The sequence below is a fragment of the Acinetobacter sp. AM genome (genome assembly GCF_003105055.1).
In the GTDB taxonomy this organism is placed as follows: Bacteria; Pseudomonadota; Gammaproteobacteria; order Pseudomonadales; family Moraxellaceae; genus Acinetobacter; species Acinetobacter tibetensis.
Genome location: NZ_QETG01000020.1, coordinates 49,013 through 71,443 on the forward strand (window position 1 = coordinate 49,013; position 22,431 = coordinate 71,443).

Consider the following 22,431-nt stretch of genomic DNA (forward strand, 5'->3'; position numbering starts at 1 on the left):
AATCACCATGATCAAAGGCTTAGCCATCACACCGCCTATTTTAGGGCGAATCAGTATCGGTAAGATGGTGGAAAAGAATGGTAAGCGTATCCCTGAAAAAGACGATCAATTTACTATTACCAGTCAAATCCAAAATAAAGAGGGTTGGGTGAAACATCCACTGGATGAACAACTTCGAGCCAAAGCACCGAATCAAAAGCTCCGTTCAATCCCAGTCCGTATGATCTTTAATGATCCTGAACTCAATCTACGAGCAGAGTACAGTTTATTTGATCGTCAGACAGGACGCCATGTCTGTGTGGGTAATGGTGAAACTTGCCAACGACTGACCAATCAAGGGGTAGAACATCATCCATGCCCATCGCCTGATCTCTGTCCATTGGCGCAAGGTGGACTGTGTAAAGCGTATGGGCGTTTGTATGTGAATTTGGATGAGTCAGATGAACTTGGCACATTCATCTTTAGAACTACAGGCTTTAACAGTATTCGAACTTTGGCTGCTCGATTGTCTTACTACCATGCTGCATCCAACGGTTTGTTGTCATGTTTGCCATTGCAACTCACTTTAAGAGGTAAAAGCACCACACAAAGCTATCGTACGCTTGTGTATTACGTGGATTTAACGCTACGGGATGGCGTTCATTTACAAGAAGAGATTCTAACCGCTAAGGAGATTGACCAGAAAAGTAAATTGTGTGGTTTTAATCAAGTGGCTTTAGATCAGGTAGCTCGGCAGGGTTATGCGAATGCACAGTTTGAGGTGAATGCGGAGGAAGGGTTGGATTTGGTGGAGGAGTTTTTCGTAGAAAAATCCTCTGAAGCTGAGCAACAGCCTATTGATTCGAAAGCCAAAATTAAAGCTAAGCTCAATCAAGATGATGGATTTGTACAGGAAATACAGAAAGGGTTACAGGGGAGTGTGAGGGTAGTGAATTAGTTAATTTTTACAGACCTCCTGATTATTTGAGCAGTAACGCTCGCATTATTGATTTGGAGTAAATTTCATGAATGCGTTTGTTGGACAAACTTTTCAAATGAATCAACTTATTAGTATAAAAGAAGTCATTAAATTTGTCGGTGTAGGTAGATCGACAATATATGAGATGATGGATGAATATTCCCCCTACTATGATCCGACTTTTCCCAAAAAAGTAAAAATTACTCAAAACCGTATCGGCTGGTCAGCTTACGAGATTAATCAATGGATTGAAAGTAAGTTGGCTAGCCGTGAATAGGAAGGGAGCTTTCGCTCCCTTGTTTTTTGTTTTTTAGTAGACTGATCTTAGTCTTTAGCCTAAGCCTAAAATATGAAAACAATAGATTATTATAATCAATATGCAGAAGAATTTAGTCAAGCTACGTTACATGTAGATATACACTTTATCAACCCTTTCTAGCAGAGTTATTGTAGAGCGAGTTTCTGTGCTTGGGTTCCTGACAGACAAAGAGCGGTCGTATGGTGTGGTAGAGTAGGCTTATATCCATTCGGTGAAAAACAACTTTTTATTTTGGAAAAGTTAAGGGAATACAAAATATTAATTTAAGATATGGTAAATTTTTATTCATAAATTTTAAAGACATTATTGAAGTTATTGGGCTGTATAATAAATCTTTATTACTTAAAACTTTGTATTTGAACGAGCAAAATCATAATGGAAAATACCATCCATACATTGCAAAATATTTTTAAAATTTCTGTGTTTAGTATACCTCAGTATCAGAGAGCCTATGCTTGGGAAAAAGATAAGCAATTACCCACTTACTTAGATGACCTAAGACAACAGGCGTTTGCTACAGAACGTAATAAAGATAAGAGTTATTTTTTAGGAACGCTGTTACTTCATCAAGTTGATCCACTCAATAATGATAAAAACATTCATGTAGTTGATGGTCAACAACGATTGACAACTTCAGTAATTTTTATTGCCGCTGCCTTAAATTTTTTAGAAAACAATAAAGAATTTATTGATGATCCATCATTGAAAATTAAATCGCTATATAGAAACTTTATCTTTGATGATGATGAAGAAGTTCATAAATTCAATACAATTCAAGAGGACAATTCGTTTTTTAGAACGGCTATTCTGAGAACGACTAAAGGGGCTATCACAGAAAGCTCCCCTTCATCTAGAAGATTAAAAGATGCTTATGACTATTTTACAAATGAAGTAGAAGCAGGTGAATGGATCAGGTTGCTCAAAGTTTTAATCAATGCAAAAGTAATGGTCTATTCGGTACAGGATTCAGCAGATGCAACGCTTATTTTTGAACTACAAAATGATAGAGGTAAACGTTTAACTGATTTAGAAGCGCTTAAAAGCTATCTAATGCATTTAGTATATCTGCATGCTAAAAATCCCAATGATAGTCTGTCTGTAGTACAAACCCATTTTTCTAACATTTATCGCCACATTGAAACGCAGTTGGAAAATAAGCTTATTCCGAATGAAGACTCAATTCTTTCATATCATGCCGTAAGCTATTTGAATTGGCACTCAGATGAATGGCGACACCCTAAAGAATTAGTCAAAAAAATTATTCAAAAGATGGAGCCTGAACTCATTCAAGATTGGGTAATAGAGTTTGTATCGAACCTTGAAGAAACATACAAAGTTTTCACAAAACTATTTAATAGTCTTGATACCTATACTGAATTTACACACCTGCTGATGGTCAAAAAGATGGCAGTATTCTGGCCACTTGTGATTAAAACATTTGTGTTGGATAAAACAGCTATGAAAGATCAATTTTGTTTAGCTACGCGTCTTATGGAAGTGTTTGCAGTGAGAGGATATGCTTTGAGTGGTATTCGCTCAGATGCTGGCTTATCAACACTCTATGCTAAGGCAAGAGATTTCGATGGTGACTATATAGAATTGCAAGATTTATTATTCTCGATGTCCTCGTGGTGGGATATGGAAAATCGATTTAGTAATAGTATAGAAAGCCCTACTTTTTATAATCAAAACCGTATTGATGCTACGTATATTCTTTGGCGTTATGAAAACTATTTACGCTCACAAACGGGTCGTAAAGTGGAGCATCTTTCTTGGAAGCACTACTTAAAGCCTAAAGATAATGCGACTAAATTGAGTTTAGAGCATATTGCAGCAAGAAAAAATCCTATCAGTGAAATGGTAGTTGAGTGGGATGAGGGTGAACCTAAACACTTTTACGAAGTTGCGACTCACAGAATTGGAAATTTAGTGATTGATTCTATTTCAGCTAACTCTTCTAAAGGCTGTTATGATTTTTCTGACAAGTTAGAAGCCCTTAGTACGAACTCTACATTCCTTAGTCAAGGAGAGTTAACTAAGTATGCTCTTAAAAAGGAAGAAGTGTTTTATTGGACAATAGAGTCAATTCAAAAACGTCAAAAAGTACTTATTGAGTTTATTGAGGGTACTTGGAATCCTAAAACATATTATCAACCTCAGGATAATCTTGTAGAAGATGAGGCTCAGGAGATGATTGAGGAATCAGAAGTAGCATGATTATAGCGATTAGATTAGCCAGATACTTTATATAAGGCCATTCAAGATGGTCTTATAAAGCTATGAAAATATAAATAAGAATGCCTTAAAAGCAAGATGAGGGAAAATGTCCAACATTAACAAAGCTCAACAAGAAGCTCTTAACACGCTAGATGGGCCAGTACTAATTATCGCTGGTCCTGGTTCAGGTAAGACATTTACCCTAGTTGAGCGTATTGTGAAGCTCATTCAAGTGAAAGGGGTTCAACCTGAATCAATTCTTGTTGTTACCTTTACTGAAAAGGCGGCAAGAGAATTAACAACACGTATTTCAAATAGACTTTTAGAACTTAAGATTGATCTCAATCTTAATGAAATGTACTTGGGTACATTTCACTCAATTTGCTTAAGAATATTAGAAGAGAACCAACAATATACCCGTCTTAAGCGTAGCTTTACTTTGTATGATCAGTTTGATCAGCAATTCTTACTCTACAAAAAGATGAAAGAGTTTGCCGAGCTTGAAAATTTTCACTTGCTCATCAAAGAAGAGCAATCAAGATGGAATCAGGCAAATCAGTTGCTTGGTCTATTAAATAAGGTCACAGAGGAGGCCTTGACTACTGACGAGTTGATAGAAGCGAGAGATATACAAGTTTCTATTCTAGGCTATTGCTTGAAAAAATATCATGAATTGCTTGAAGAAAATAATGCTTTAGATTTCGCTACTATCCAATATGAGACCTTGAAGCTTTTAGAAAATCAGCCTGAAGTATTGCAAGAGCTTCAATCTAAACTGAAGTATCTGATGGTGGATGAATATCAAGATACGAATACTATTCAGGAAAAAATTCTAAAATTACTCATGGGAGATGCACAGAACCTTTGTGTGGTTGGTGATGATGACCAAGGTCTTTATCGTTTCCGTGGTGCGACGATTCGAAATATTTTAGAGTTTCCTAAAAACTTTGACTCAGGCAAGTGTAAGCAGATTCAACTGACCACCAACTATCGATCTCATCCTGATATCGTGAATTTCTTTGGCCAATGGATGCAGAGATTGGAATGGGGAACAGGCGTAAACCGATACCGCTATGATAAGAACATTCGAGCACGTGAGGATGATTTTCCAGAAGTGCCTTCTGTAATTAAAGTGACAGCTGAAGGTCGTGAAGAGTGGTATGAGGAAAACTACCAATTTCTATTGTCTTTGAAAAATGATGGGCTAGAAGATTGGAATCAGGTCGCACTTTTATTTCGTTCAGTACAAAGTGATCGTGCAGTAGGACTTGCAAATTATTTAGAAGAAAAGGGTATTCCAGTTTATTCACCGCGTTCGAACCAATTTTTTGACCGTGAAGAGATTAAACTGATTATTGGTCTATTCATCTTTTTGTTCCCTCAATATTTTGCAATCCGTAAGTGGACTGACAATCTAAAACTAGCTATCTGGGACTATTACGATCAGCAGTGTATTCCTTTCATCTCGGAAGAACTCAAAAAGGTAGAAAACCAAGATCTATTGAAGTGGGCACAAGAGCGTGCGAGAACACACCATCAGTTAGTTGAAAACACTGACTATGGCTTTACCGCTTTATTTTATCAAGCCTTACAATTTCCGTTGTTTAGCCGATATTTCTCAGATGAAGCTTTAAATGGTCTAGATAAGGGGCGTGCGGCACGTAACTTATCAAAGTTTTCATCATTGTTGGCGAAGTTCGAGCATCTGCATTATGTGACGATCATTTCTAAAGAGTTTATAGATAAATACTTAACAGATTTGTTTAACCAGTATTTCAGATTCTTGAAGGATGGAGGGATTGGCGAGTATGAAGATGACTCTGAATTTGCACCGATTGGTTGTGTATCATTCCTGACGATTCACCAATCTAAAGGATTGGAATATCCAGTTGTGGTGACATGTAGCTTGGAAGGTGTTCCTAGAAAGAGTCATGATCATCTTGATGAAATACTCGAAAATAATTATTTCAGTAAGCCACCTTATGAGCCATTCGATCTGATCAAGAACTTTGATTTTTGGCGTTTGTATTACACAGCATTTTCACGTGCTCAAAATTTATTAGTACTTTCAGCGGAAATAAAAAAAGGTGCAGGTAGTTCGCCATCGAAATATTTTAGATCAGTGGTTGATGGCTTGGTGAGTTGGAAACATCCCGAGTTAGATCTTTCTAAAATTAAGTTTGCTCAGGTGAAGGAGATGAATTTAAAGAGAGAGTATGCGTTCACCTCTCATATTCTTTTATTTGAAGGATGTCCTGAGCAATATCGATTTTTTAAAGAATTAGAGTTTCACCCTGTTCGTGCGGGTGCTCAGATTTTCGGTACGCTCGTACATCAAACGATTGAAGATATTCATAAAGCAGTTTTGCGTAATGAAAGCCATTTGGTTACGCATGAGCAAATTCAAAGCTGGTTGAATACAAACTATATTTATCTGTCTAAAAAAGAACGACAGTTCTTGGCGCCGAGTACGATTAAGGCTATTGAGAAACATGTACTGAATTACTACGATCGTGAAAAGCAACATTTGCATCGATTGCAGGAAGCTGAAGTTGAAATTTCCTTGGTGAAGGATCGGTACATTCTAAAAGGGAGTATTGATCTGATTCGAGGAGAAGATGGAACTGTTGAGATTATTGATTTTAAATCTGAACGTAAGCCAGATTTAGAAAAAGAAAAATCTAGATTGGAAACTTATCAGCGTCAGCTTCAACTCTATGCACATTTATTAGAAGAAAAGACAGGTCAGGTTGTAAGTCGGATGCACTTGTACTATACGGGTGAATCAGATGGATCTCCGTATGTTAGTTTTGAAAAGAAAACAGATCAAATTGAGAAAACAGTAAAACAGTTTGATCAAGTTGTAGCTCGTATTGAATCTAAAGATTATGGGATGAGTTGTAGACCTGATAAGCTTTGCCCTAACTGTGACATGCGCTTTTACTGCGACCGTAAGAATTGGAATTTTGTGAAGGAAAGTCTTTAAATGACGACTGAAAATATTACTTTAGATTTGCCTGAAGAAAACTCTCAAGAAGGTGTATTTAAGTTCGAGCCAATTAAAGGCTATCCGATGTTGAATTGGAAAGGTAAGCGACCTTTTACTTCAACTCGTTATTACCCAGCACAATTAAAAGAACAGCATGGTGAATCGGTCAATGGTTGGTTAAATAAGATTTTTTGGGGAGATAACCTTCAGGTGATGTCACATTTGTTACGAGAGTTTCGTGGCAAAGTAGATTTGATTTATATTGATCCACCATTTGACTCTAAAGCCGATTATAAGAAAAAAATTACATTGAAATCAGCTAATGCTGAAAATGATCAGAGTGCATTTGAAGAAAAGCAATATACTGATATTTGGCATAACGATGGATATTTACAGTTTCTCTATGACAGATTAATTTTAATTAAAGAATTATTATCAAAAGAAGGATCAGTTTATGTTCAGTGTGACTGGCATAAAAATCACTACGTAAGATCTATCATGGATGAAGTTTTTGGCGCAGATAATTTTATTAATCAGATAGTATGGAAAAGAGGACATGCTCATAGTGACTCGAAACAAGGTTCAAAACACTTAGGTCGATTACATGAATATTTATTACATTATAAGAAGACGGAAGCAGTAATTTTTAATCAACAGTACACTCCTTATTCAGAAGAATATATTAATAAATATTATAAGTTTATTGATGAAGTTACTGGAAGAAGGTATTGGTTGGATAATATTCAAGGACCAGGTGGAGCTTCAAAAGGTAACCCATTCTATGAGGTAATGGGAGTTTCAAGATACTGGAGATACAGTAAGCAAAAAATGGAAGCACTGATTGCAGAAGGTCGAATCGTTCAAACTGCGTCAGGAACTGTACCAAAATACAAAAGATTCTTGGATGAAATGCCTGGCAGGCCTGTACAAGATGTATGGGATGATATTAATAGTCTTGCAGGAATGGGGGCTTCTATTAATGAGCGACTATCATACCCAACTCAAAAACCCGAAGCATTATTAGAAAGGATTATCAAGACATCTTCAAATCCTGAAAGCATTGTTTTTGACTGTTTTATGGGGTCAGGAACTACACAAGCTGTGGCTATGAAACTTGGTAGACGTTTTATTGGTGCAGATATTAATTTAGGTGCAGTTCAGATTACTACTAAAAGATTGTTAAATATTTTCAAAGAACTGAATGGTAGATCAGATAAATATAACAAATATATGAATTTTGAGGTTTATAACGTCAATCACTATGATGTATTCCGTAATCCTGTTCAAGCAAAAGAATTACTCATTCAAGCTTTGGATATTCAGCCAATACCTAACAGTGTTTACGATGGTGAAAAAGATGGCCGTATGGTTAAGCTTATGCCAGTCAATCATATTGCCACTAAAGCAGACGTGGCAGATCTAATTCACGGCGTAGATTACAAAGCTTTTGAAAAACGTAAAGAAGAAAAGCCAAATCAACCTGTCGAAAAAATTACTTTAATCTGTATGGGGCATGAGCCAGACTTGGCCGCATTTGTTCAGCATGAGATTGGCTATAAACTTGATGTCGAAGTTGTTGATATTCTGCGTGATCGCTCTGATCTTCAATTTAAACGTGACTCAGAAGCGTTATTTAAAGTTGAAGAAGGGAAACTCATCGTAGATAAGTTCTATCCGATGAATTTACTGCAAAAGCTATCTCAAACCAAGGATACCGTTTCTGATTGGCGAGAAATGGTTGAAAGTATCATGATTGATTGGAACTATGATGGCGCTGTATTCCAACCAGCACTCACGGACATCCCAGCTAAGAATGAACTTGTACAACGTAGTTATTACATTCCTAAAGATGCGGGAACGATTCGAATCAAAATTACTGACCTTCTTTCTGAGTCGTTAGAACGAGATTTAACCGCTGAGGAGTTGGCTAATGGCTAAGTCTAAACAAACCTCTTCTGCTGCTTTAGATTTTGCATTCTTTAATTATCTATGGGCATTTTACGAAGAAAATAAGGGAGCGATCAGAAAAAGTTATCGTGAACTCAGTAAAAAATTCCTCGATTATAATGATCCAAATAATCGTCAAGATGCATTTTTACGTAGACCGCAGTTTGAAGCATTGGAAACTTATGTATTTTTAAAGGAGTTTCTGAATAACGCAAAAGTCGAACAAATTTTCGAAGATTGGTACGATTCAAAAAACCAATTCGAAAATAGAAAAGCGACAGGTTTTGGTGAGGATGATTCATTACAGGGCAGTTTATTGCTTGGTGATGTCATTGAACTTAAAAACTATCAAGCCGTTTTAAAAAAAATGAAGGATAACAGTAGAAGCTATCCTAACTACATTTTTGCTTTAACTATGGGGACGGGTAAAACCTTACTTATGGCGACATGTATTTTCTACGAATTCCTATTGGCAAACAAATGGCCAAAGGATGAGAAGTACTGCCATAACGCTTTGATCTTTGCTCCAGATAAAACTGTTTTACAGTCGCTGCGAGAAATTGAATCTTTTGATATATCTAGAGTTGTTCCTAAAGAATATGTAGGTATTTTTGATGCAAACCTAAAGTTCCATTTCTTAGATGAGGCAGGTACGTCCCTCAGCACTATGGATGGATCAAAATTTAATTTGATCGTGTCGAATACACAAAAAATTATTCTTAGGCGTCAGCATGCTGAGAAGTCAGCAGCTCAGCAGTTATTTGAAAATAACCAACCCGATTATGGAGAGTTTGCTGACTTATACGGTGATCTAGGTCTACCAGCCAATGAAGATGATCTTAAAACGAACCAACGTTTTGAGAAATTATCACGTCTGCCTCAGCTTGGTATTTTCGTAGATGAAGCACATCATTCTTTTGGCCAAGCATTGAAGAAAGACATGATGGGTGGAACGACGAAGACGGATAATAGCTTACGTCGAACGATTGATGAACTTGCTAAAAATTTGAATGAGGCAGGTACACGAGTTGTGGCCTGTTTCAACTACACAGGTACACCGTATGTAGGAAAGGATGTACTTCCTGAAGTTGTTTACGCATTTAACTTAAAAAATGCGATTCAGGAATATTACCTGAAAAGTCCAGCGGTTCATTCTTATACGACAACCCGTACTGAAGATTTTGTTAAAATTGCTGTTAAAGATTTCTTGGAAGCGACAAAAGATATCAAGCCAGAGGGGCTTTTGCCTAAACTTGCTTTCTTTGCTTCGTCCATTGAAGAACTTACAGAAGAATTAAAACCAGAACTTGAGCGCCAGTTGGCTGAGCATGGGATTTCCTCTGAGAAGATTCTAGTCAATGTAGGTGATGCAAAACATACTACTTCGGATGATATTCGTAATTTTAATAACCTAGATGTGTTTGGTACAGAAGGATCGGAAAAGCAGTTTATTTTGCTTGTGAACAAAGGCAGAGAAGGTTGGAACTGTCGATCTTTATTTGGCGTAGCAATGTATCGCTCACCAAAGTCAAAAGTCTTTGTATTGCAAGCAACAATGCGTTGTCTACGTTCAATAGGTAATAAGCAATATATGGGGTCTATTTATTTAAGCAAAGAGAACTACGACATTCTTGATGCCGAATTACGAGCTAACTTCCGAATGACAGCTTCGGAGTTTAACGATCCTCAGCCGAAGACCAAGAATATACTCAATGTTCAGGTTCGAGAAGATGTCAAAATCAAACTGAAGCACGTCAAGCAGACTATTAAATTAAAAGAGAAAGAGTTTGTGAAGGGTACTGCGCTTGAGCTTGACCCAACGAATGTTGACGCTTGGAATGAACTCACAAAATCCTACAAGATTATTCAAGTAACAACGACAAATCTTGAAGCGAGGGATTTTAATTCGGCGCAGTATAGTAAGACGACGGACCGAACCAGTGAAAAAGAAAAAGTTGAGTATTCAGCCTTAACATTGGTAGCTCAAATATCACGTTACTTGAATATTAGCCCGATTCGTATTGAAAGAATGCTTGAGCAGACTAAAGAAGGTTTGGAGCAAATTCTAGACTGTGTAAATGTGTTCAATGAATTGTTATACGACGTTGTGGTTCCAAGACTATTCAATGCTATTTACGATACAGAAGTTGAGAAAGAGACGATTGAAAAAGAGGTACAGCTGATTATACCTCCTGAAGTGGGTGACTTGTCTTTCTATGAAATATCAGAAGGTAAAGGTGGCACAGCGCTATATACAACGACTCAGCCAGAATTGAGAGATAAAAGTTTTAACCTCGATATCTATACATTTGACTCCAATCCTGAATATGCTTTGTTTTGGGATTTATTAAAGGATGAAGGTGTAGAGAAGATTTACTTTACGGGTATGTTTACTGATAAATCAAAAACGGAGTTCTACTTCCAATATATTGATCCTGATTCTTATGCGCTTAGAAATTACTATCCTGACTTCTTGGTTAAATTGAAAAATGGCCAATACGTTATTGTGGAGGTGAAGGGTGACCATCAATATGAAGACCCTACCGTGTTAGCTAAGGCTAAGGCAGCAAAGGAATATGCAAGTATGAGTGATATTGAATATCGAATGATTAAAGGTACAGATGCTGTAGCTCATATTTATCAGCATTTGATAGTAGGGGGAACAGTTGCAGAGAAAGCTGGAAATCTTCTAAATTAAAGGTAATAAAAGAGACTGTAGCTTAGCTACAGTCTCTTTTATTTTATCAGGGTAAATTTGGGTAACTCAGTTTTTAAAAAATAATATAATATAGATATTTAAATACTTAGTTAAACTGACACCATCTCCATCTTTTCAAGAAAACTAATTAAGCCGCTTCATCTTTAGATTCTGGTATATATCGTTGTCCACCCATAAGGTTCTCTCCTATGCAAAAAGAATAGACTAAATTTGTCTAGGAGAGTGGTGGCAGTCCAAAAGATGGCTATATGTGTCTAAAATTTTGGTGGCTATTCACTTATTAAAAAACAAATGCTTATTTTTAAAATTCTCAGGTATGGGCTTCTTCATTTGGAAGTTATATTGCTGAAAAAGCATTTAAGGACAGCTTTGTGCAAACAAAGTCTGACTGAATTGTAAGTTGATAAATATCAAAGCCAAAATCTTGTGGACTTTGGCTTTGCTACATAACCTAATTATAAAGGCATACGATACTCAATAATTCCAGGTTTTTCAGCGATCCAGTTATAAAGTTTCTGAGCAGTCTGGTTTGTCTCTTGAGTATGCCAATATAAACGATCACACTTTTGCGTACGCGCTTGCTTTTGGACATATTCTATTAAACGTTTCCCGACGTGTTGTCCACGTGCTTCAGGCGATACATATAAGTCCTCTAAATAACAATAGTCTGTTTCTGCCCAAGTTGAGCGGTGAATCACATAATGGACAAAGCCTAAAACTTTGTCGCCTTCTTTGGCAACAGCACAGTACACAGGTTCAGCGTCATCAAAAAAGCGGTGCCATGTGGTTTGTGTGACTTCATTCGATAAATTAACTTTATAAAATTCCTGATAGGCAAGCCAATATGGTAGCCAGTGTTGGTAGTCTTGACACTGTGCTGGTGTTACTTGAATATTTTGCTTTTGCATAGTGATGTTCCCATCATTTTTGGTGATTAAAAATTGATGGGTAAAGCATAATCTTGATATGGTACTGTTTTAAGATACGGTTTTCGTATTTTTTACAGTACCAGTTTAAGTTTTTTATACAAGACGCCGTGAAGAAAATACTTCCAACAGAATATTGAAGATTTCTAATCATTCACCGTTTTTTATAAAATTATCCGAAACAAATCGTTTAAATTTTCCATTCAAGACAAAATAAGCGATTAAGCCTAAAACCAATCCCCAAAATGCTCCGCCAATCCCAAATAATGTAATATTGGCAGCACTGGCAAGAAAGGTAATTAAAGCTGCTTCACGGCTTTCACCATCACTCATAGCATTGGTTAGACTTCCAGTAATAGTGCCTAACAAGGCAAGACCTGCCAGCGTACTAATAAAAGTTATTGGAAATGCTGTGAATATTGCAGCCAGTGTGACGCCAAAAATCCCAACCAAAATATAAAATATCCCCGCGGCAATTCCTGCTATCCAGCGTTTAGATGGATCTTCATGAGATTCCTTACCTGTACAGATTGCAGCGGTAATTGCTGCAAGATTAAATGCGTGAGCGCCAAAGGGTGCCATAATGAAAGAACCTAAACCTGTGACAATAAGAATGGGTTTGGCATTGGTTTTAAATCCATCATTTTTTAAGACCAATAAACCTGGCATATATTGCCCTGTTAATGTGATTAAAAATAAAGGCACGGCAATACTTAATGTGGAATTGATGGAAAAATCAGGAGCAGTAAGAATCGGTGAGGCTAATTTCAATTCAAGTCCTGCAAAATCAATTCGAGACTGAAAGATTAAAAAAATAAAACCAAAAACTAAAACACTAACGATGGCATATCGTGCAGAAAAACGTTTAACAACCAGATAAATCAGAAATAATGATAGGGTCAGAAGTGGGTCGATTATGGTGTTGGTAAACGCAGTAATACCAAATTGTAATAAAATCCCTGCCAACAAACCTGATGCAATACTTACAGGAATGAGACGAATCAGTTTTTCAAAATAACCAGTAACTCCTAAAATTACGAAGGCTAAGGCAGAAAGTAAATATGCGCCAATCGCTTCAGCATAGGGAATAGTTGTAAGAGCAGTAATGAGAAATGCAGCAGCAGGAGTAGACCATGCCGTAATGATGGGTTCTCGAGTGTACCAACTTAATAATATTCCAGTGATACCAACACCAATAGAAATTGACCATACCCATGAAGCTGTAAGCTCTGGGCTAAGTCCTGCCATTTGTGCTGCTTGGAAGATTAAAATGAATGTACTTCCATAATTGACAATTACCGAAATTAATCCTGCCAAAATAGGAGGGAGTAAATCCTTGGAATAACGGTGAAAAACTGCGAGTCGAACCGACATAACCCCAACCTCTGAAAACTTTAACCATGAAAGCGTTGAGTGTATTTTTAATCATGGTATTGTCATAAGATACAGTTTGGGTGTTTTTAGAAGTACCAGTTCACTATGACAACGTCATCTTCTGCTTATTTTCCACATTTAATTTTGCCTAAAGGGCAACCCATAAAAGATGGTTTATATTGTGTTTTACGAGACGCAATTTTAGAAGGCCGTCTATCTGGGGGGACAAAACTGCCCTCAAGTCGCAATTTGGCAGAAATGATGTCCATTTCCCGTAATTCTGTATTGGCGGGATTAGACCGTTTGCTCGATGAAGGCTATTTAGTCACTAAACCAAGTTCAGGAACTTATGTTGCTGCTGTCATTCCAGACCAATTAATTCAAATTCAAAACGATATAACCCAGACAAAATCTCAACCTACGCAAAGCATCAACATTAATCCACATTTCACCAATTTGTTGCGTCATTGGAATAAGCAGACATTATCAAGTCAAGAGAAGAAAATATTTCATGTGGGTGTAGGCTGTGTCGATTTATTTCCCCATGAACTTTGGGGCAAATTATTAGGGCGTGCATGGCGACAATCTTATTATCAATTAGGCCAATTTCATGATCCCCGAGGCTATCTGCCTTTACGTCAGGCAATTTGTCATTATGTTAAGTCAACACGAGGATTAAACTGTCAGGAAGAGCAAATTCTAATTGTGAATGGAACACAACAGGCAATTCATTTGGCTGCCTATGCACTGTTACAGCCAAATGACCAAGTGTGTTTAGATGAGCCGGGTTATGACGCAGCCTTAAATATATTCCGTAGTTTTGGTGCCATAGTAAACCCTATTACTAGTGATGAGGAGGGGATGAGGGTTGAAGAAATTATTCATGACCATGCTGCAAGCAAACTCATTTACACAGCTCCCTCACATCAATTTCCACTTGGTGACACCCTGAGCCTTGCTCGCCGATTTGCTTTATTGGACTGGGCTACCCAACATCAAAAATGGATCTTTGAAGACGACTACAACAGCGAATTTCGTTATGGAACACACCCAATACAAGCATTACAAGGTTTAGATGAACAGCAACGCGTGATTTATGCAGGCACATTTTCTAAGATGATGTTTCCTGAATTCCGACTTGGGTTTATGGTCGTTCCTGAAGCCTTAATTGAGGTTTTTAGTCTGGCAAAATATTATACCGACACGCGTAGTTCCTATCTGGAACAAGTGGCACTGGCTGCATTTATTAAAGATGGTCATTATGCACGGCATGTGCGTAAAGTGCGTAAAGTCTGTTACGAACGTCAACAAGCTTTAATTGTAGCAATTGAAACCTATCTTTCAGATGTACTAATTGTACAGCCTACCGATTCAGGAATTCATTTGGTATGTTGGCTTAAGAACGGTTGGACTGAAAAAGAATTTCTTATTGAATGTGAAAAAGTGGGTTTAGCTGTACAGCCTTTATCCAGATATTGTCAAGTCGCATCCCAAAGACCCGCCGTGCTGTTTGGTTATGCAGCGCATACTCCTGATGAAATACAAGCAAATATTAAAAAACTTGCGCAATCTCTGTATTAGTTTTGTGGTAATTATCCTGAATCCTGCTTAAGCCGATATTTCCACAACCTGAATCATCGGCTTATTTTGATGACATATTTGATAAGCACATAAAGATGCATAAATACCAGCTAAATAGCCTGCAACACTTCTAGCTCTAGTTGTCACTAAATTGTACGTCCCTTTCAGCAAGCTGAATAAAGTTTCTATTTTATTGCGTTGTTTCAGATGGTGTTCATCTGCTTTTGATAATTGTATAGATTTCATATTCTTTCGGTGATAAGTAATTAAATCAGTACCTTGTACTCTTAATGTGCTCTTTAATTCTTGACTAATATAGCCACGATCAGCATATAATTTGGCAGTCATTCCTTTGACTAACTGTTCAACCATTTTAATATCTGCTGTATGCCCATTTGATAAAGCTGTACTGAACATTTCACCAGACTGATTCATAAGCACATGCAGCTTACAACCAAAGAACCAACCCATAGAACTTTTACCACGGGTTGCAATTGCTGCTAGGGATTTATGCCGTTGGATTCGCTGATTTTTACAGACAGCTAATGTCGTTGAATCGATACATAAATAAGAACTTTGCTGATCTTTCATCAAAGCGAAATGCAAGGCATGTAAAGCTAGTTGATGGGCATTGATCAGATGAATCATGCGTTGATAATAAGGAAGCTGTTTAAATAAATGGTTTTTGTCCAGTTTTAATGATGTAAAGAATGCTTTGAAATTATTGAAATGAGAGCACTTGTACCAAACAGCAATAAATATAATTTCAGAAATACTGAGCTGAGCAGGTCGACGTCTTGGGCATTGAAAGTTCTGTTTTAGAAATTTCCAGTAGATTGATTCAAATTTAAGAAAGAAATCATCAATTACGCAGAATAATTCGGTACTATCGAACATCCGGACTAGAGTTGTAAGTTTGGTGTGGTACTCAACTGATGGCTCTAGTCCTCCTGTTTTTCAAGTTAATTTCTTATCCGCGATTCGGGTTACTTATAGCTAAGTGGAAAAATAGTTGAGATAATCTTTTATAAACGGTAAAAGGGCTTTTTCTAATCATCACTAATATATTGAAAATGAATGCTCCCTTTTACGATTTACGGGTTTGTTAAGACTAAAAAAGTGGTTTATGGTTCTGTATGGATTTTGATTAATCTAAAGTAAATATGAGTTAATTTTATGTTGCAATCACAATTAAGATTCCACCTTATCCTCATGGGTACTTTAGCTTTATCAGGATGCGTAGATGAAAATGGAAATGTTAGTGTTGGAGTGAGTCTGGGTGGAACTGGGACTGGTAGTGGAATTCCGATCGGAACTCCAAACCCCACTCCAAATCCTCGACCAGATGTTGAACCAGATAAAATGGAAGATGATGCAGAATATGCTGTTGCTTATCCAGATCCTGTGGTGCAAAACTGTTATGGAGTTGAAAGAACGATACAGTTTATAGAACACTATAACGAAACTCCTGTTTTTGCTGGTGATAGGCAAGATTTGTTTGGGATGAATAGCAAAACCTTACCGCCAATCAAATTTAAATTACGAGTGACTATAAAAAATACACTACCAACACGAGTCTATGAATATATAGATAGTTGTAAGGCTGCTTTTCAGCTAAGTGGTAGTAAAACAGTAAAAATGACACAAAGCGATTATTGTCTCAATGACGAAACGGTAAATGTATATCAGCCTAATGAGGAAAGAACATATTATTATGCTTTTAATTTACCGAATATTTTACAGACATGGACGGCAAGTTATCATGCAGAATATTCAACCGCTTTTTATTCAGATTCATTACAACGAAATCAGTGTGAAACATTAAGTACACAGTTGGTTGTAGACCCATATCCATCGTCAATGGATGGTGCTCCATCTGATAAAGATTCAGGAACAGCAAGTGTTAATACTGGATCACAAAACTCCAATACTGATGACTCATCACAAAATGGGTCTGATGATAGTCCTATTTTTGGTGGATTTGGCTTAGGTGATGAACTTTAGTTAAATTTCAGAAGATATGAGATTCTTAGAGATTATTTTATTCTAATGATCTCTAAGTTGACTTTTTAAATAGGGTCTGTTGACCATTCATAATGGTAGCCAAATCAATATACGAGCTAACGCAACTGAATTTTCGTAGTTCTGCTTTAGTTTGCCATAGCGGAGGTTCATCAATAGACGTGATATGCGTCCATTACCATCAATGAATGGATGAATGCCTACAAAATCTGCATGCACTTTAGCCGCACGTTCAATGGGATGAAGCGTATGTGCCTCTGAGTTGTACCAATCGACTCGCTGAGCCATTTTGTCATTGAGTAACGTATAGTGAGTGGGGTGGTTGTAGAACCTGAAATCAGTACGTTTTGCTGGCGATAACGACCAGCATTCTCATCATCAATATTTTTTAGAATGAGTTGATGAATATTTCGAATTTGCCATTCTGGAAAAGGTTCATCTTTACGGATAATGTCTTCAACATAGTAAATTGCGTTTCTATGGTTGATTGCTTCGAAATGTTCTCGTAATGCTTTACCACCAACAGTTATGCCTTCCAAAACGACTTTTGTTTCTATTGCCTTCAATTGCATTCGAGTGATATATCCAACGGACAATAAGGTCCTCTTGTAGATTTTTGACAATCGTGGGAGAAAGAGGGCGATGCTGATCTAATTTTTTCTTTAAAGCATCAATATTTTCAAACATACCCTTATCTTTGAAGTCGTACTATTGAATGATACATGAAAAAAAAGAAATACAAGAAAGGTGTGTTATAACATATCGATTTTATGCTGGGATTATACGTGTTAAGATTAGTACGCCATTTCAAATCCGAACATAGGATTTGAACAAGATTTTAAAGTGATATAAAGTGGAAAGGCTTAAACTGTATGGGTTTAAGCCTTTTTTATGCCTGTATATCAATGAGCTTATAGCTTGTTGCTATGTATGGTGGCGTGTATAGTTTGAGTTAGTGAAAAGTCACCATAAAAGACATGCGATGAAAAAAAACATAGGTTCTTAGACTAATTGGAATAAAATTATATTATAAATACGTCTTATTTACATAGAAATGTGAACTAAGTCAATGTTTAATAATGAAAATATTAAAATTATTTTCTACTCAGGGACGGTTTTGTTATCATCATTTTGATTTTCATGTTTAATTGTTTGTAAATAAATAGTGGTATATGACAAAAAATGCCTTTGAAGACCATAATTTAGACGAAACTAAATTAGCTGGTTATTTGCCACAGAATACAGAGTCAACTTTAGAGTATTCTCTTAAAGTTATGTCTGAGCTTGTTCATTGGTTGGTGAAATCAGGTGTGGGCCATGCAGAATTTTCTGCTTCTTTACGGGTACTTTTCTATAATGAATCAATAAAAGAACTTGATTTTTTAGATCAAAAAAAAACGGACTCATCTATTAGTTTGTTAGCTGGGCTAAATAGACGTGATGTGAGCAGTTTTCGTATAGAAAACGGTGGGTACCATAGAGTTATTCAAAGCTTTACTGATACGTTACCTATAAGTGTTCCTGCTCGGGTAATTGGCTTGTGGGTATATAAAAAGTTACCTAAAGTATTGAGTATTGTAGGTGCTGAAAATAGTTTCGAGTATTTAGTTAGACAAATATCTACTGAGAAACATCCACGTTCAATTTTGTCAGAATTGAAAAGGCTTGGCTTAGTAAGCGAGGCGAATGGAAATGTGATTTTACATCAAGAAAGTTTTACACCTATACCAGAAGCGAATGCAACCAAACAAATTTTTGCTGAAAATGTGGCGGATCATATTGCAGCGGGGGTGAATAACTTAACACAACATAATAATCTTTTTTTAGAACAAGCTCTTTTTGCAAATGAATTATCTGAGGAATCTATTGATTACCTCAAAGAAAAAACTGCTGAATTATGGGAAAAGTTTTCTAAATCTATACTAGCGGAAGCTATTCAGCGTTGCAAAATAGATGAAGGAAGATTAAACGCAAATCATCGATTTCGGGTTGGTATTTACCAATATGATGAAAAAGATTCTTCGATTAATAAGTTTTAAAATAATGCACATAAATTATTTAAGCTATAAAGGTTATTCTTTCTAAATTTATATTTTAATATCAATAACTTATTGAGAGCCTGTATTGTTTTGATTCAGGAACCTCTTGGGCTTGATATACATACCTGACTTTTTATTCCAATTTATTCATAAGTTTCTTATCTGTATAAAAATAAAATACTGCACTTTATCACCTTAAAAATATGAAATAGATGAGCTTCTAAGCTACGGCACATAAATTCTCAAATCGATAATTTTACTTTTTATAACATTTACTTATTTAACAATCGGAATAAGCTTGTTTGTTGTTTATTATAAAATGTGTAAAATGCACATTTTATAATTAAAGCTATAGCATTAAAAGTGGTTCAACTGCTTTAAGTGCCCTGAGTGGGGGAAAAATGTTGAGTTTAAAAATCTATAAATTCCTAGTCTTTTTGAAAAAAAAACAATCATTTAAACTCTCAGGTGGTGGTGCTGGATTAGGGGGAACAGGAACGGGAACAGGAACAGAAACGGATAAAGACCAAAAACCAGAAAAATCCGCATTAACTGGTGATTCCTCTAAGAGTCAAAAACTTTAATAGCGTAACGTTTGATTTCAATTATTAAGAATTTCTAAAATAATAATATCAAGAAACTAATATGCGATAAAAAAAATGTGCAATTTGCACATTTTTTAATTAAAATATGTTAAAAACGACAATAGTGTGAGTTGTTTCACATAATTTAAGAATTCTTATGTTCATTGTTTAGGTGTTGTGGAGGGTTGTTAATGTACAAATTTTCATTATGGATAACTTCGATATCGCTGGGGTTAACGGCTTGTGTATCAAATCACTATACACATCCATCAGATTTACGTTTTCAAGATAAAAAAGCAGAAAATAATCAAACGGTAATTGTAAAAAGAGACGGGGTGTTATGTGCTGAAGATACGGAGAAGTCTCAAAACTGCCCAATTGAGTTTTATATAGATAGCGTCAAAGCCGGAAATTTTTATATAAATAATTCAGCTAATTACCAATTAAAATCAGAATCTTATAATTTTAAGGTTAAGAATTGTACAGAAGCATCATGTCAAAGTTGTGATGTCGATTTGGCTGTTGGTCAGTTAAGTAGTAATGAGTTTGTGTTGTCGGTAGACAATGTTGGAAAACCATTTATTTCAAATAATGGAACTCCTCTGGTTTGTAAAACTCCAGCAAAAGCAGCTAAAAGCATCACTGAAAAAACATTAACTCTAGATTTAGCTGCTGACACTTTATTTAAATTTAACGGTTCTTCTTTAAATGACTTACTTCCGAAAGGTCGCCAAGAAGTTTTAAACGTAGCTTCTCAAATTTCAAATAATTTTGTTTCTGTGAGCCAGATTAAGTTGACAGGTCATACAGACCGTTTGGGTAGTGATAGTTATAACTTGCAATTAGGTCAAAATCGGGCAAATACCGTACGGAATTTGTTAGTTCAAAACGGTGTAGCTGGAAATATTATTTCGGCAGAGAGCGCTGGTAAACACCAACCCGTCACGAATGGTTGTTTTGATGTGAAACAACGTGAAGAGCTAAAAACTTGTTTACAGCCAGACCGTCGTGTGAGTGTGGAAATCACGGGCATTACTAAGTAATTGAATCATTAGAATATAAGTAAATATAATTTTAGGTGAAGCATGACTAAGTTTATTGTAATAGAAAAAGATTCTTTAAATAAAGCAACGATTGATACAGCACATATTAGCTTAAATGAAGCGTCTATTGTTCATACTAAAATGAGCCGCGATGATGTAGCTGAGTTTGTACGCGATGGAAATAATTTAGTACTTAAGCTTAAAAATGGAGAAACTATTGTTATAGAAGGTTTTTTCATAACATATGACGATGTTTCTTCTGACTTGGTTTTTGAAGAAGATGGATGTGTTCTCTATTGGTTTGATGGGGCTTCGGGCTTTAATCATATTCCTGGTTTAGAAGTTTTATTACCAGAAGCCGGTAGTAAGCTCATAGGGCTCTTGCCATGGTTAGTTGGTGCTGGAGTCATAGGTGGTGTAATAGCTGCTACAAATGATGATGATAAAAAAGAGAACATTCCTAACGGTACAAACAAAATTGGAGTAGAGACAAACGGTACTATTACAGGTAAAACAGAGAATGTACCTGAAGGAACTGAGGTCAAGATTACTATTACGGGTCAAGACAAAGATGGCAAGTTAATTACTCATGAAGAAACTGTTAAGGTAGATAAAGATGGGAATTATACAACAGACGTGCCGCCAGACTTTGCAGATGGTGAGCTTGAAGTAAAATCTGAAGTTATTGATCGTAATGGTAATACGGTAAAAGCAGAGGATAGTCTTGAAAAGACAGATCATGACAATAATCCAGGTACCCCAGATCAAGGTGGTTTAGATCGCGTTGATAGTACAATCACAGTTGATATCGTTGAAACGGGTGCAATCACTGGTACTACGACAGACGTAGCTCCAGGTACAGACGTTGTGTTGACCATCACAGGTAAAGATGCCAATGGCAATCCAGTGACGGTGAGCAAGACCGTACAGACCGATGCTTCAGGTCACTACAACAGTGCCTTAACGCGAGATGATGGTATTGTTGATGGTTCAAGTGTGACTGTTGTTGCCAATACCACTGACCGTAACGGTCAAGCCGTTCCACCGGCGACAGATAACATTGCCGCACAAGGTAACAACGACAACGATCCAAGCACTCCAGAAGACAAAGGTCTTGATCTGGTTGCGGGTACAATCACAGTTGATATCGTTGAAACGGGTGCAATCACTGGTACTACGACAGACGTAGCTCCAGGTACAGACGTTGTGTTGACCATCACAGGTAAAGATGCCAATGGCAATCCAGTGACGGTGAGCAAGACCGTACAGACCGATGCTTCAGGTCACTACAACAGTGCCTTAACGCGAGATGATGGTATTGTTGATGGTTCAAGTGTGACTGTTGTTGCCAATACCACTGACCGTAACGGTCAAGCCGTTCCACCGGCGACAGATAACATTGCCGCACAAGGTAACAACGACAACGATCCAAGCACTCCAGAAGACAAAGGTCTTGATCTGGTTGCGGGTGCAATCACCGCTGAAATTGATCCGAAAGCAGGCACAGTATCAGGCACAGTGACAGACGTACCTGAAGGCGAAAAAGTCATTGTAACCATTGAAGGTGTAGACAAAGACGGTAATCCAGTTAAGGAAGACGTTGAAACTACCGTGGTTGATGGTAAATACACTGTTGATATCCCAGCAGCAATTGTTGATGGTTCACCAGTTGAAGCAGAGGCGAAATCAACCGACAACAACGGCAAGCCAGTC

At 36.8% G+C, this 22,431-nt stretch carries 15 protein-coding genes and 1 pseudogene; 12 read left to right on the forward strand and 4 right to left on the reverse strand.

Translation table 11 applies throughout. The features are described from left to right. Positions 1–7: 7 nt before the first annotated feature. The 6 genes from DCO44_RS11700 to DCO44_RS11735 all read left to right on the forward strand — a co-directional run bounded on the left by DCO44_RS11700 (position 8) and on the right by DCO44_RS11735 (position 11,128). The gene (locus DCO44_RS11700; protein WP_116762085.1) at positions 8–937 is read left to right on the forward strand and encodes a hydrolase or metal-binding protein; all 930 of its coding nucleotides are present in this window, start codon (positions 8–10) and stop codon (positions 935–937) included. Between the two features lie 67 nt (positions 938–1,004). Then, positions 1,005–1,235 (forward strand): helix-turn-helix transcriptional regulator, encoded by a 231-nt coding sequence (locus DCO44_RS11705; RefSeq protein ID WP_016167128.1) that lies wholly within the window; start codon positions 1,005–1,007, stop codon positions 1,233–1,235. A 417-nt stretch (positions 1,236–1,652) separates the two neighbouring features. Continuing rightward, positions 1,653–3,494 (forward strand): DUF262 domain-containing protein, encoded by a 1,842-nt coding sequence (locus tag DCO44_RS11720; protein WP_116762087.1) that lies wholly within the window; start codon positions 1,653–1,655, stop codon positions 3,492–3,494. A gap of 106 nt (positions 3,495–3,600) precedes the next feature. After that, positions 3,601–6,480 carry an ATP-dependent helicase gene (locus DCO44_RS11725; protein ID WP_116762089.1) on the forward strand — a complete coding sequence of 960 codons (2,880 nt, stop codon included), beginning with the start codon at positions 3,601–3,603 and terminating at the stop codon, positions 6,478–6,480. Next, a complete protein-coding gene (locus DCO44_RS11730) occupies positions 6,481–8,421 on the forward strand; it encodes a site-specific DNA-methyltransferase (RefSeq protein WP_116762091.1) in 1,941 nt (646 codons plus the stop codon). Continuing rightward, entirely contained in the window at positions 8,414–11,128 is a 2,715-nt protein-coding gene (locus tag DCO44_RS11735; RefSeq protein WP_116762093.1) for a TnsA endonuclease N-terminal domain-containing protein, read from the forward strand. Before DCO44_RS11730 ends, DCO44_RS11735 begins: the two co-directional genes overlap by 8 nt. Positions 11,129–11,604: 476 nt before the next feature. Here the strand turns inward: DCO44_RS11735 and DCO44_RS11740 are convergent, their stop codons facing one another. Both DCO44_RS11740 and DCO44_RS11745 read right to left on the reverse strand, forming a co-directional pair. After that, a complete protein-coding gene (locus DCO44_RS11740; protein WP_116762095.1) occupies positions 11,605–12,057 on the reverse strand; it encodes a GNAT family N-acetyltransferase in 453 nt (150 codons plus the stop codon). Between the two features lie 168 nt (positions 12,058–12,225). Beyond that, the gene (locus DCO44_RS11745) at positions 12,226–13,449 is read right to left on the reverse strand and encodes a benzoate/H(+) symporter BenE family transporter (protein WP_116762097.1); all 1,224 of its coding nucleotides are present in this window, start codon (positions 13,447–13,449) and stop codon (positions 12,226–12,228) included. Between the two features lie 105 nt (positions 13,450–13,554). Here DCO44_RS11745 and DCO44_RS11750 point away from each other — a divergent pair, with 105 nt between their 5' ends. Next, a complete protein-coding gene (locus tag DCO44_RS11750; protein WP_116762099.1) occupies positions 13,555–15,030 on the forward strand; it encodes a PLP-dependent aminotransferase family protein in 1,476 nt (491 codons plus the stop codon). Positions 15,031–15,057: 27 nt separating this feature from the next. Here DCO44_RS11750 and DCO44_RS11755 read toward each other — a convergent pair whose 3' ends face one another. Next, on the reverse strand, positions 15,058–15,927 hold the full coding sequence (locus DCO44_RS11755) for an IS982 family transposase (RefSeq protein WP_116762101.1): 870 nt from the start codon (positions 15,925–15,927) through the stop codon (positions 15,058–15,060). 279 nt (positions 15,928–16,206) lie between these two features. On the opposite strand from DCO44_RS11755, the gene DCO44_RS11760 reads away from it, so the two are divergent. Further along, positions 16,207–17,034, forward strand: coding sequence for a hypothetical protein (locus DCO44_RS11760; RefSeq protein ID WP_116762103.1), 828 nt, complete (start codon positions 16,207–16,209; stop codon positions 17,032–17,034). 135 nt (positions 17,035–17,169) lie between these two features. Here the strand turns inward: DCO44_RS11760 and DCO44_RS11765 are convergent. Further along, positions 17,170–17,739, reverse strand: a pseudogene (locus DCO44_RS11765) (Fic family protein); the annotation flags it as partial. A gap of 485 nt (positions 17,740–18,224) precedes the next feature. On the opposite strand from DCO44_RS11765, the gene DCO44_RS11770 reads away from it, so the two are divergent. From DCO44_RS11770 to DCO44_RS11785, 4 genes are all read left to right on the forward strand, one after another. Beyond that, positions 18,225–19,091 carry a DUF6502 family protein gene (locus DCO44_RS11770; RefSeq protein WP_416224528.1) on the forward strand — a complete coding sequence of 289 codons (867 nt, stop codon included), beginning with the start codon at positions 18,225–18,227 and terminating at the stop codon, positions 19,089–19,091. A gap of 401 nt (positions 19,092–19,492) precedes the next feature. Continuing rightward, complete coding sequence (locus DCO44_RS11775; RefSeq protein ID WP_116762105.1) at positions 19,493–19,675, forward strand: hypothetical protein; 183 nt, start codon at positions 19,493–19,495, stop codon at positions 19,673–19,675. Between the two features lie 191 nt (positions 19,676–19,866). Further along, positions 19,867–20,718 (forward strand): OmpA family protein, encoded by an 852-nt coding sequence (locus DCO44_RS11780; protein WP_044738207.1) that lies wholly within the window; start codon positions 19,867–19,869, stop codon positions 20,716–20,718. Positions 20,719–20,760: 42 nt separating this feature from the next. Further along, on the forward strand, positions 20,761–22,431 hold a 1,671-nt coding region (locus DCO44_RS11785; protein ID WP_133243159.1), incomplete at its 3' end, for a BapA/Bap/LapF family prefix-like domain-containing protein.

What these genes read in the sequence shown, in the direction of transcription:
- DCO44_RS11770 (WP_416224528.1), top strand. Translation starts at nt 18,225, where the DNA reads ATGACAAAAAATGCCTTTGAAGACCATAATTTAGACGAAACTAAATTA.
- DCO44_RS11735 (WP_116762093.1), top strand. Translation starts at nt 8,414, where the DNA reads ATGGCTAAGTCTAAACAAACCTCTTCTGCTGCTTTAGATTTTGCATTC.
- DCO44_RS11775 (WP_116762105.1), top strand. Translation starts at nt 19,493, where the DNA reads ATGTTGAGTTTAAAAATCTATAAATTCCTAGTCTTTTTGAAAAAAAAA.
- DCO44_RS11750 (WP_116762099.1), top strand. Translation starts at nt 13,555, where the DNA reads ATGACAACGTCATCTTCTGCTTATTTTCCACATTTAATTTTGCCTAAA.
- DCO44_RS11760 (WP_116762103.1), top strand. Translation starts at nt 16,207, where the DNA reads ATGTTGCAATCACAATTAAGATTCCACCTTATCCTCATGGGTACTTTA.
- DCO44_RS11730 (WP_116762091.1), top strand. Translation starts at nt 6,481, where the DNA reads ATGACGACTGAAAATATTACTTTAGATTTGCCTGAAGAAAACTCTCAA.
- DCO44_RS11755 (WP_116762101.1), bottom strand. Translation starts at nt 15,927, where the DNA reads ATGTTCGATAGTACCGAATTATTCTGCGTAATTGATGATTTCTTTCTT.
- DCO44_RS11700 (WP_116762085.1), top strand. Translation starts at nt 8, where the DNA reads ATGATCAAAGGCTTAGCCATCACACCGCCTATTTTAGGGCGAATCAGT.
- DCO44_RS11780 (WP_044738207.1), top strand. Translation starts at nt 19,867, where the DNA reads ATGTACAAATTTTCATTATGGATAACTTCGATATCGCTGGGGTTAACG.
- DCO44_RS11720 (WP_116762087.1), top strand. Translation starts at nt 1,653, where the DNA reads ATGGAAAATACCATCCATACATTGCAAAATATTTTTAAAATTTCTGTG.
- DCO44_RS11725 (WP_116762089.1), top strand. Translation starts at nt 3,601, where the DNA reads ATGTCCAACATTAACAAAGCTCAACAAGAAGCTCTTAACACGCTAGAT.
- DCO44_RS11745 (WP_116762097.1), bottom strand. Translation starts at nt 13,449, where the DNA reads ATGTCGGTTCGACTCGCAGTTTTTCACCGTTATTCCAAGGATTTACTC.
- DCO44_RS11705 (WP_016167128.1), top strand. Translation starts at nt 1,005, where the DNA reads ATGAATGCGTTTGTTGGACAAACTTTTCAAATGAATCAACTTATTAGT.
- DCO44_RS11740 (WP_116762095.1), bottom strand. Translation starts at nt 12,057, where the DNA reads ATGCAAAAGCAAAATATTCAAGTAACACCAGCACAGTGTCAAGACTAC.